Below are 9,979 nucleotides of genomic sequence, written 5' to 3' on the forward strand. Positions count from 1 at the left end.
GCGGGCCAGGTCCGGCAGGAAATGACGATGCCGCGGCGCGCGCGAGGCGCCCGCCATGCGGCGCTGGGTCAGCGAACGGCGGCTTCGGTCGCCAGCTGGCCATTGTCATTGGCGGCGTAGTTCTGGCCGGCGCCATTGGCGGCGAATTTCTTCTTCGCCTGCTCCAGCCATGTCTTGTAGGCGTCTTTGCTGACAATGCGGATGGCGATCGGCATGTAAGCGTGGTTCTGGCCGCAGATCAGCGAGCACTGACCGTAGAAGACGCCTTCCTTCTCCGCATGGAACCAGGTCTCGTTCAGACGGCCAGGAATGGCGTCGATCTTCAGACCAAAGGACGGCATGGCGAAGGCGTGGATCACGTCGGACGACGTCACCTGCACGCGGATGGTGGTGTCGACCGGCAGCACGACCTCGTTATCGACGGCGAGGAGGCGGGGCTCCTTGTCCTGGGCCAGGTTGCTGTCGAACGAGAAGCCGCCCTGATCCTTCGGATATTCGTAGGACCAGTACCACTGGTGGCCGGTCGCCTTGATGACGATGTCAGCCTTGGGCAGCGTCAGCTGGTCCTTGAGCAGGCGGAACGACGGCACGGCGATGACCACGAGAATCAACACCGGAATCAGCGTCCATGCGACCTCGAGCAGGGAATTGTGCGTGGTCTTCGACGGCGTGGGATTGCGGCGCTCGCCAAAGCGGAAGACGACCCAAAGGATCAGCGCCAGAACCAGAACGACGATGGCGCCGATGATCCACAACAGCATGTCGTGGAAGCTGTGCATCCGCTCGGCGATAGGCGTCACCGGCGTTTGCAGGGTCATCTGCCATGGGGAAGGCTGGCCAGTGCCGGCCATCACATTGCCTGTCGCGGCGGCCAGAACGCCGCTTGCCGCCACAAGCCTGAGGGGCAACGTTTTCATTAGCATCAGAGAATCGGAGCTCCCGTACTCGCTAGGCGTATTATTGCGGCGAAGCCCTTCGCTTCAGGCCTGACTCACGCCAAAACCTGGCCACAAGCCTGCCACGTTGCCTGTGAAAGACCACAATGTGGCGGAGGGCGCAATGTTCGGACCCACGCCCCCTGTGCGGCATTTGTGCACAAGAATAGTTCCAGACTGCACAGGCGTCACCTGGGGGCGGTCATGATGGCGTGTCCTGGCTTTTCCCTGGCTTTTCCTTGACAGGGCCTTAACGGCGTGGCCCAAACGCCAACTGCTGCTGCCCGGCGCCGCCGGACGGCCTAGCCCGCGACGCCGCGGGCCCCGAAAAACCTGACCGCACCAGCATGTTATAGACGCTGGCGTGGTTTACGGATCTGAGATGTCCGCCGGCTCAATTCCGCCGACCCTGGCGCCGGCCTGGCGGCGATGCTTGCGGGAATTTCAGATCCGTAAACCATACTGGCGGCGGAACAAGAGGTTGAGCATGATGGACGCCTTCGTCGGCAGAAGAGATATGGGCCCGCTACGCGCGACCGTCGGCCGGATCGGGCGGGCGCTTTTCGCAGGCGCGGGCGTGACGGCGCTGGCCGTGGCCGGCGTCGGACCCGTCCAGGCCCAGGGGGTGGTGAAGCAGAGTTTCGGCGACTGGCAGTTGCGCTGTGAGAAGCCGGCCGGCGCCAGCGCCGAGCAGTGCGCCCTGGTGCAGAACGTCGCCGCCTCGGACCGGCCGAACGTGACGCTGCTGGTGATCGTGCTGAACACGGCTGACGGCAAGGGGCGGCTTCTGCGCGTGCTGGCGCCGCTCGGGGTGCTGTTGCCGGCGGGACTGGGACTCAAGATTGACCAGAGCGACGTGGGGCGCGCCGGCTTCGTGCGCTGCCTGCCCACGGGTTGCGTCGCGGAGGTCGTCATGGACGACAATCTTGTCAACCGTCTCAAGGCAGGCAAGATCGGCACGTTCGTCGTCTTCCAGACGCCGGAAGAGGGAATTGGCGTTCCGGTGACGCTGAACGGCCTGGACAAGGGGCTGGAAGCCCTGAAATGAGGGGTGGCATGACTACTGCGGGGCACAAGGCAGCAAAAACCATGGTCGCTGGCGGCGCGCCGGCGCGCCGGCGTTGGTTCGGCGCCCTGGCGGCGACGGCGGCGGTGGGCTTCGCTGTCATGGCCAGCGCCACGACGGCGCGGGCGGATCTGGTCAAGGATCTTCTCGGCGTTAATCCGTTCGCCAGCGAATCGTCGCGCGATGGTCTGCGCCCTGGCGTGATCGTCGATGAATCGGGCGAGGAGATTTTCTGCCCGCGGGTCGACGTGTTCGATAACGGCGCCACCGTGCGCCGGGGCGAGGGAGCCGGCCTTTCTTACCAGATGACCATCGCCAATCTGGCGCGCGAATGCCAGCGGACGCAGGATGGTCGCATCGAGGTCAACGTCGGCGTGGACATCCGGGCGCTGTTGGGTCCCTCAGGACGGCCAGGCCGCTTCTCCTCGCCGGTGACCATTCAGGTGCGTCGGGGCGACGCCATTATCTCGCGCGTTACCCGGCAGATTTCAGTCGCCATTCCCGCTGGCGAGGCCAACGCCATGGCCACTATCGTCGAGCGGGGCATCCAGCTACCCGAGAACACCAACGATTTGCTGATCGAGGTCGGTTTCGGCGGAGCCGCGCCCAAGGCGCGCAAGCGGGGACGCTAAAGCCGCCCCGCGTGCATGACGCAGCCGCGCGCATCGCTGTCCGCCCTTGCTGTTGACGCCGCCCCGACCCCGCCGGTCGGGGCGGCGTTTTTTTGAGGCGTGTGTGATCACTCTTTGAGCACGGCCGCCTTGCAGACGATTGACAGGCCCCTGGCCGGCGTCGCACCCTCAGGGCAGCCGATGATCCCCGCGGGAGAGATCGGAGTGGGCTGGATCGGTGGTTTGACCCCCCTGGTTCCAGCCCCGGCCCGACGCCGAAGGCGCAACCGCCCCGGAAACGCTCAGGCAAAAGGACCGCGCGGGAGCTGGCGCTCTGGAAAGCGGATGGTTCGCCATCCCACCGAAGGGCGTAACCCGCGCCGGGCAACGCGTCGCAAGAACGCGAAGCGCCGGCGCAGATCGTCAGGAAGCCACGACGGTTTCCGGCGGGGGGAAATCTCTCAGGTTCGGGGACAGAGGGGGCGCAATGGGTCCGTCACTGGCGGAGCCGCGCCCTGTTGTCCGCAAGGAGCCTGTTACACATGACGTCGGCGTCACCCGAAAACCCAAATCCCGCCCACCCCCTGCCTGGCGCCTCAGGCGAGGCGCCGTTGCTGCGCACGCCGTTGTATCTGCGGCATCAGGCGCTGGGCGCGCGCATGGTCCCCTTCGCCGGCTACGCCATGCCGGTGCAATATCCCGAGGGAATCATCGCCGAACATCTGCACGTGCGCGCGGCGGCCGGGCTGTTTGATGTCTCGCACATGGGCCAGGCCTGGCTGACCGGACCCGGACATGAGGCCACGGCGCGCGCCCTGGAGGCGCTGGTTCCCGCCGATATCCTTGGCCTGGCGCCTGGCCAGCAGCGTTACGCGCTGCTGCTCAACGCCCAGGGCGGCGTTCGCGACGACCTGATGGTGGCGCGGCCTGCCGATCCCATGGCCGACGGCCGGCTGTTTCTCGTCGTTAACGCGGCCTGCAAGGAGCAGGACTGGCTGCATATCGCCGGCGCCTTGCCCGAGGGCGTGTCGCTGGAGGTCGAAGACCGGGCGTTGCTGGCCCTGCAGGGCCCGCAAGCCGCGGCAGTCATGGCTGGTCTCGCCCCGGACGTTGTGGAGCTGCGCTTCATGGACGTGACCGAGACGCGGATCGCCGGCATCGACATTCGCGTCAGCCGCTCCGGCTACACCGGCGAGGACGGCTTCGAAATCTCCGTCGCCAATGACGACGCCGGCGCCCTGTGGGATCTGCTGCTGACGGCGGCGCAGGTGAAGCCGGCCGGGCTGGGGGCCCGGGATTCGCTGCGGCTTGAGGCCGGGCTTTGTCTCTATGGTCATGACCTCAATCAGGAAATCTCGCCCGTCGAAGCGGCGCTGACCTGGTCGATCGGCAAGCGCCGCCGCGCTGACAAGGATTTTCCCGGCGCCATCCGCGTCACGGAGGAGATCGCTCGCGGTCCGCTGCGCAAACGCGTCGGTCTGCTGCCAGAAGGGCGGGCGCCCGTGCGCGAGGGCGCGCAGATCTTTGACGACGCGGGCGAACTGGTCGGCGAGGTGACCTCCGGCGGCTTCGGCCCCAGCGTCGGCGCGCCGGTGGCCATGGGCTATGTGGTCAGCGAGTTCGCCAGGCCTGGCGCGCGGGTGCATGTGGCGCTGCGCGGACGCAAGGTGCCGGCGGCTGTCACGCCGATGCCGTTCACGCCGCATCGCTACCGGCGGTGATGGCGGGCGCCGGCAGGCGCCTCCCCTGCTTCATGTTCCTGACGCGGAGCCGCGTCAGTTTTGCCCGGGACCACGACAGACATGCCTTCCAGGCGGGGCTCCAGGCGCGGAGCCTGGTCTGGCGGGCGACGGATGAACGCATTCGCCGCGGCCAACGCGCGTCTGGCGGAATGCTTGCAGAAACAATGCTTGAGGGAGCAGCAGCATGGCGGATACGCGCTACACAAAGGATCACGAATATATCCGCGTCGCGGACGGGATCGGCGTCGTCGGCATCACCGACTACGCCCAGCAGCAGCTTGGCGACATCGTCTTTGTCGAACTGCCTGAGGTGGGGCGGAGCTTTGGCCAGGGCGACGAGGCGGCGGTGGTCGAAAGCGTCAAGGCCGCCAGTGAGATCTATGCGCCCGTCGGCGGCGAGGTGGTCGAGGTCAACGCCGCCATCGAGGGCGAGCCGGCGGTGGTCAATGAGGACCCGGCGGGGCGCGGCTGGTTCCTGAAGCTGCGCATCGCTGACGCCGCCGAACTGGGCGGGCTGATGGATGAAGGCGCCTACCGGGAATATGTGGCGACCCTGGGCTGAAGGCCGGGGCGCAAACCAGAACAGGGTCAGGGTCGGGTCGGAAAGGACTGATGATGCGATATCTGCCGTTATCCGGGGCGGATCGGGAAATCATGCTGGAGCGCGTTGGCGTCCGCGCCGTCGATGCGCTGTTCGCTGACGCGCCGGCGGATCGCCTGCTTGACGAAGCGCCGGATCTGCCGCGCCGCAAGGGCGAGATGGCGGTGGAGCGGGAATTGGGCGGCCTCGCCGCCCGTAATCTCAGCGCCGGTTCGGTTCCGTTTTTCCTCGGGGCCGGGGCCTACCGCCACCATGTGCCGGCGACCGTTGATCACCTGATCCAGCGGTCGGAATTCCTGACCAGCTACACGCCCTACCAGCCGGAGATAGCCCAGGGCACGTTGCAATATCTGTTCGAGTTCCAGACCCAGGTGGCGGCGCTCACCGGCATGGAGGTCGCCAACGCCTCCATGTACGACGGCTCCACCGCCTGCGCCGAGGCGGTGCTGATGGCGCAGCGCATCACCCGGCGCAAGCGGGCGGTGCTCTCCGGCGGTCTGCATCCGCATTACGCCGATGTGACCCGCACCGTCTGCGGCTTCGCCGGCGACAGCATCACGAGTCTGCCGCCGGATGTCGCCGCCAGCGAGGACATCATCAGCCAGATCGGCCCCGACGCCTCGTGCGTGGTGGTGCAGAGCCCGGACGCGTTCGGCAATCTGCGCGACCTGGCGCCGATCGCCGACGCGGCGCACAGGGCAGGGGCGCTGCTGGTGGTCGTCGTGACGGAAGCGGTGTCGTTCGGTTTGCTGCAATCGCCGGGCGCGCAGGGCGCCGATATCGTCGTGGCCGAGGGCCAGTCGATCGGCAATGCGCTCAATTTCGGCGGACCCTATGTGGGCCTGTTCGCCGCCCGGTCGAAATTCGTGCGCCAGATGCCTGGCCGCCTGTGCGGCGAGACCGTGGACGCTGAAGGCCGGCGCGGCTTCGTGCTGACCCTGTCGGCGCGCGAGCAGCATATCCGCCGTGACAAGGCCACCTCGAACATCTGCACCAATTCGGGCCTGTGCTGCCTGGCCTTCACCATTCACATGACGTTGCTCGGCGGCCACGGCCTGCACCAGCTCGCCCGCATCAACCACGCCAACGCCGTGGCTCTGGCCGACAGGCTGGCGGCGCTGCCAGGCGTGACGGTGCTGAACCGCAGCTTCTTCAACGAATTCACCGTGAAGCTGGCCGGGCGCGACGCCGCGGAGGTGGTGGAGCGGCTGGCGGCGCGGGGCATACTCGGCGGCGTCCCGGTTTCACGCCTGCTGCCGGGCGCCGGACTTGACGACCTGCTGCTGGTCGCCAGCACGGAAGTGAACACGGATGAAGATCGCGCCGCCCTTGCCGACGCGCTTGCCGCTGTCCTTGGGGAGATCGTCTCATGCTGAGCCGTCAGGGTCGTCCCACCATTCCGGACGCCGCCGCTCCGGACGCCGCCAGCGCGGCGGAGCATCACACCTTTACCGGCAATCGCGCCCTGCAACAGATTGAGCCGTTGCTGTTCGAGATCGGCTCGACCGAACGCTGCGGCGTCGATCTGGACGAGCCGGCGCCGTTCACCGCGCGGCTCGGCGGACTGGAGGCGGCTGCGCCGGTCGATCTGCCGGCGCTGTCCGAGCCGGAGACCATGCGCCATTTCGTGCGCCTGTCGCAGAAGAACTATGGCATCGACACCGGCATGTTTCCGCTGGGCTCCTGCACCATGAAGCACAATCCGCGCCTCAATGAGCGGATGGCGCGACTGCCAGGTTTCGCCGACGTGCATCCGTTGCAGCCGGTCGCCACCGTGCAGGGGGCGCTGGCGGTGATGGACCAGCTGGCGCATTGGCTGCTGACGCTGACCGGCATGCCGGCGGTGGCGTTGTCGCCCAAGGCAGGCGCGCATGGCGAACTGCTTGGGCTGATGGCGATCAAGGCCGCCATCGCGGCGCGGGGCGAGGGGAAAACGCGCGACGTCGTGCTGGTTCCCGAATCCGCCCACGGCACCAATCCGGCCACCGCCGCACTGCTGGGCTTCAGGGTGAAATCCGTGCCGGCGCGCGCCGACGGCGCCGTGCATCTGGATGACGTCGCCGGCCTGCTCGGGCCAGACGTCGCCGCCATCATGCTGACCAACCCCAACACCTGCGGTCTGTTCGAGCCGCAGATTGTTGAGATCGCGGCGGCGCTGCACGCGGCGGGCGGCTACTTCTATTGCGACGGCGCCAATTTCAACGCCATCGTCGGCAAGGTTCGCCCCGGCGACCTCGGCGTCGACGCCATGCACATCAACCTGCACAAGACCTTTTCAACGCCGCACGGCGGCGGCGGCCCCGGGGCCGGGCCGGTGGTTCTGTCGGAGCGGCTGGCCCCGTTCGCGCCGGTTCCGTTCGTCCGCAAGGGCGCTGACGGCCAGCTTGCGCTGGTGGAGCAGGCGGGAGAGGGAAGTGCGGCGCAGGCGTTTGGCCGCCTGACCGCATTCCATGGCCAGATGGGCATGTATGTGCGGGCGCTGTCGTTCATGCTGTCGCACGGCGGCGAGGGACTGCGTCAGGCGTCGGAGGACGCGGTGCTCAACGCCAATTACGTGCGCGCTTCCCTGGCCGACCTGCTGACCGCGCCTTTCGGCGACCGGCCCTGCATGCATGAGGCGCTGTTTGACGACGCCTGGCTGAAGGACACCGGCGTGACGACCCTGGACATCGCCAAGGCGTTGATCGACGAGGGGTTCCACCCGATGACGGTGTATTTCCCGCTCGTGGTCCATGGGGCGATGCTGATCGAGCCGACCGAATCGGAATCGAAGGTCTCGCTGGACCTGTTCATCGCGGCGATGCGCGATCTGGCGATGGCGGCGAAGCGGGGCGACGTCGCCCGTTTCACCGGGGCGCCGCGCCATGCGCCGCTGCGACGGCTGGACGAGACCCGCGCCGCGCGCCAGCCTGTTCTGCGCTGGACGCGGCCGCTACCGGTTGCCTGACGGCGCGCCCTGTCGGTAAGCCAGCGGCGATGCGAAGGTTCGCGCCTTCGCGCCCCTTTCATGGCGCGCGGCATGGCGCCAAACTTGGGCGCCTTCCGGCCAGGCGGCATCGTCTGGTTGACCAGAACGCGCTCAAAGCAGGAAAACTGGAATGTTTTCGGATCCATATGATCGGAACGCGCTCCAGTGAGGACATGTGGGCGCCGTCCGTCGCCGTTGTTGCTTCCTGGTGGGAGCGCCGCGTTGGCGAGGCCGGGGCCAAATGGACAATATGGGGAAGGCCCGGTCAGACCGGGCATTTGCTCCGAGGTGGGAGAGAAACAGATGACAGGCCAGTCAGCCGAATTGCTGGCGCGCGATTTCAGCCTGATTACCGATCTGGTCAGGGCGCATGCGCAGGAACGTCCGGAAGCGCGGGCGGTGGTCCACAAGGACCGTAGCCTGACCTACGCACAGTTCGACGCCGAGATCGATCGCGTCGCCGCCACCCTGCAACAGGCCGGGCTGACGGTGGGCGACCGCATCGCCGTCTGCGCCATGTCGTCGATTCCTTACGCCGTGACTTTCCTTGGCGCCCTGCGCGCTGGCGTGGTGGTGACGCCGCTGGCCCCATCCTCCACCCGCGAACAGCTGCAGGGCATGGTCGCCGACTCCGGCGCCAGGATCTTCTTCGTCGATACGCCGATCACCGGGCAGCTTGGCCCATTTGACTGGTTCGGCGGCCAGCTGGTGGCGCTGGACGACGCCGCCCCGGGCAAGCCCTGGTCGTCATGGCTGGCGGCGGAGGGCGCGCGTCCCGCTCCGGTGGAAATTCCGCCAGCGACGCCGTTCAACATCATCTATTCGTCCGGCACCACCGGCCTGCCCAAGGGCATCGTCCAGTCGCATCGCATGCGCTGGGCCCACGTGCAGCGCGGCGCCAATTTTGGCTATGGCCCGGATTCAATCACCATCGTCTCCACGCCGCTGTATTCCAACACGACGCTGGTGAGCTTTTTGCCGACCCTGACGCTGGGCGGAACCGTGGTGCTGATGGAGAAGTTCGACGCGCACGGCCTGCTGGAGCTGGCGCAGCGCGAGCGCGCCACCCACGCCATGCTGGTGCCGGTGCAATACAAGCGCATCATGGCGTTGCCGGATTTCGACAGCTTCGACCTGTCGTCGTTTGTCATGAAGTTCTGCACCAGCGCGCCGTTCCACGCCGACATCAAGGCCGATGTGCTGAAGCGCTGGCCCGGCGGGCTGATCGAGTTTTATGGCATGACCGAAGGCGGCGGCGGCTGCTCGCTGGCGGCGCACCTGTTCCCGGACAAACTGCACACGGTTGGCCGCCCGAATGAAGGCCACACCATTCTGCTGCTCGATGACAACGGCCAGGCGGTGGGGCCGGGCGAGATCGGCGAAATCGTCGGCCATTCGCCCACGGCGGTGATGAACGAGTATCACAACCAGCCAGGCAAGACGCAGGAAGCCGAGTGGATCCACCCGGACGGCCGCCGCTTCATCCGCACCGGAGACGTGGGCCGGTTCGACGAGGACGGCTTCCTGACGCTCATGGACCGCAAGAAGGACATGATCATCACCGGCGGCTTCAACGTCTACCCGAGCGATATCGAAGCCTTGCTGCACGCTCACCCGGATCTGACCGACGTGGCCGTGGTCGGCGTGCCGTCCGACGCCTGGGGCGAAACGCCTGTGGCCTTCGTGGTCGCCGCGCCGGGCAAGACCGTGCAGGGCGCCGATATCCGCGCCTGGGCCAACGAGCGGCTTGGCAAGGTGCAGCGCATCGCCGACGTGGTGGTGACCGACGCCCTGCCGCGCAGCGCCATCGGCAAGATCCTGAAGCGCGAATTGCGCGACGGCTGGGTGGCGCAGCAGCCCGCCGCCTGAAACGCGAGGCGAGGTCTGTCCGCTTCGGAGCGGTCCTGGTTCCTGTTCAACCGGAAACCTGCTCCGTCGCGGCGACTGATCCGCCTCCTTCGCGCTGGCGCATTGACGGGCCAGCCAGACAGTCGCCCCGGAACCGCCGTCGCCCCGGAATGCCGGGCGACGGCTTTTTTGTGCGCGTCCCTGTCAG

8 protein-coding genes and 1 riboswitch are annotated in these 9,979 nt (G+C 67.2%); of the genes, 7 read left to right on the top strand and 1 reads right to left on the bottom strand.

Annotated elements, in window-relative coordinates; all coding sequences use genetic code 11:
- Nucleotides 1-68 precede the first annotated feature (68 nt).
- On the bottom strand, nucleotides 69-917 hold the full coding sequence (gene coxB, locus IE243_RS01320; protein WP_373301528.1) for a cytochrome c oxidase subunit II: 849 nt from the start codon (nucleotides 915-917) through the stop codon (nucleotides 69-71).
- Between the two features lie 505 nt (nucleotides 918-1,422).
- On the opposite strand from coxB, the gene IE243_RS01325 reads away from it, so the two are divergent.
- The 7 genes from IE243_RS01325 (at nucleotide 1,423) to IE243_RS01355 (ending at nucleotide 9,792) form a co-directional block, all read left to right on the top strand.
- Nucleotides 1,423-1,983, top strand: coding sequence for an invasion associated locus B family protein (locus IE243_RS01325; protein ID WP_373301529.1), 561 nt, complete (start codon nucleotides 1,423-1,425; stop codon nucleotides 1,981-1,983).
- 8 nt (nucleotides 1,984-1,991) lie between these two features.
- On the top strand, nucleotides 1,992-2,633 hold the full coding sequence (locus IE243_RS01330) for a hypothetical protein (protein ID WP_191317534.1): 642 nt from the start codon (nucleotides 1,992-1,994) through the stop codon (nucleotides 2,631-2,633).
- A 180-nt stretch (nucleotides 2,634-2,813) separates the two neighbouring features.
- Nucleotides 2,814-2,940, top strand: a riboswitch (glycine riboswitch).
- A gap of 214 nt (nucleotides 2,941-3,154) precedes the next feature.
- Complete coding sequence (gcvT, locus tag IE243_RS01335) at nucleotides 3,155-4,333, top strand: glycine cleavage system aminomethyltransferase GcvT (RefSeq protein ID WP_191317535.1); 1,179 nt, start codon at nucleotides 3,155-3,157, stop codon at nucleotides 4,331-4,333.
- A gap of 205 nt (nucleotides 4,334-4,538) precedes the next feature.
- Entirely contained in the window at nucleotides 4,539-4,916 is a 378-nt protein-coding gene (gene gcvH / locus IE243_RS01340; RefSeq protein ID WP_191317536.1) for a glycine cleavage system protein GcvH, read from the top strand.
- A 53-nt stretch (nucleotides 4,917-4,969) separates the two neighbouring features.
- Nucleotides 4,970-6,331, top strand: coding sequence for an aminomethyl-transferring glycine dehydrogenase subunit GcvPA (gene gcvPA, locus IE243_RS01345; protein ID WP_191317901.1), 1,362 nt, complete (start codon nucleotides 4,970-4,972; stop codon nucleotides 6,329-6,331).
- A complete protein-coding gene (gene gcvPB, locus IE243_RS01350; RefSeq protein ID WP_191317537.1) occupies nucleotides 6,325-7,902 on the top strand; it encodes an aminomethyl-transferring glycine dehydrogenase subunit GcvPB in 1,578 nt (525 codons plus the stop codon). The genes gcvPA and gcvPB overlap by 7 nt, the downstream gene beginning before the upstream one ends.
- Nucleotides 7,903-8,226: 324 nt before the next feature.
- Nucleotides 8,227-9,792, top strand: coding sequence for a class I adenylate-forming enzyme family protein (locus IE243_RS01355; RefSeq protein ID WP_191317538.1), 1,566 nt, complete (start codon nucleotides 8,227-8,229; stop codon nucleotides 9,790-9,792).
- The last annotated feature ends 187 nt before the right edge of the window (nucleotides 9,793-9,979 follow it).

The organism is Camelimonas fluminis (assembly GCF_014656355.1).
In the GTDB taxonomy this organism is placed as follows: domain Bacteria; phylum Pseudomonadota; class Alphaproteobacteria; order Rhizobiales; family Beijerinckiaceae; genus Camelimonas; species Camelimonas fluminis.

Excerpts from the sequence above, each read along its gene's own strand:
- coxB (WP_373301528.1), bottom strand. The coding sequence starts at position 917 with ATGAAAACGTTGCCCCTCAGGCTTGTGGCGGCAAGCGGCGTTCTGGCC.
- gcvPA (WP_191317901.1), top strand. The coding sequence starts at position 4,970 with ATGCGATATCTGCCGTTATCCGGGGCGGATCGGGAAATCATGCTGGAG.
- gcvT (WP_191317535.1), top strand. The coding sequence starts at position 3,155 with ATGACGTCGGCGTCACCCGAAAACCCAAATCCCGCCCACCCCCTGCCT.
- IE243_RS01325 (WP_373301529.1), top strand. The coding sequence starts at position 1,423 with ATGATGGACGCCTTCGTCGGCAGAAGAGATATGGGCCCGCTACGCGCG.
- gcvH (WP_191317536.1), top strand. The coding sequence starts at position 4,539 with ATGGCGGATACGCGCTACACAAAGGATCACGAATATATCCGCGTCGCG.
- IE243_RS01330 (WP_191317534.1), top strand. The coding sequence starts at position 1,992 with ATGACTACTGCGGGGCACAAGGCAGCAAAAACCATGGTCGCTGGCGGC.
- IE243_RS01355 (WP_191317538.1), top strand. The coding sequence starts at position 8,227 with ATGACAGGCCAGTCAGCCGAATTGCTGGCGCGCGATTTCAGCCTGATT.
- gcvPB (WP_191317537.1), top strand. The coding sequence starts at position 6,325 with ATGCTGAGCCGTCAGGGTCGTCCCACCATTCCGGACGCCGCCGCTCCG.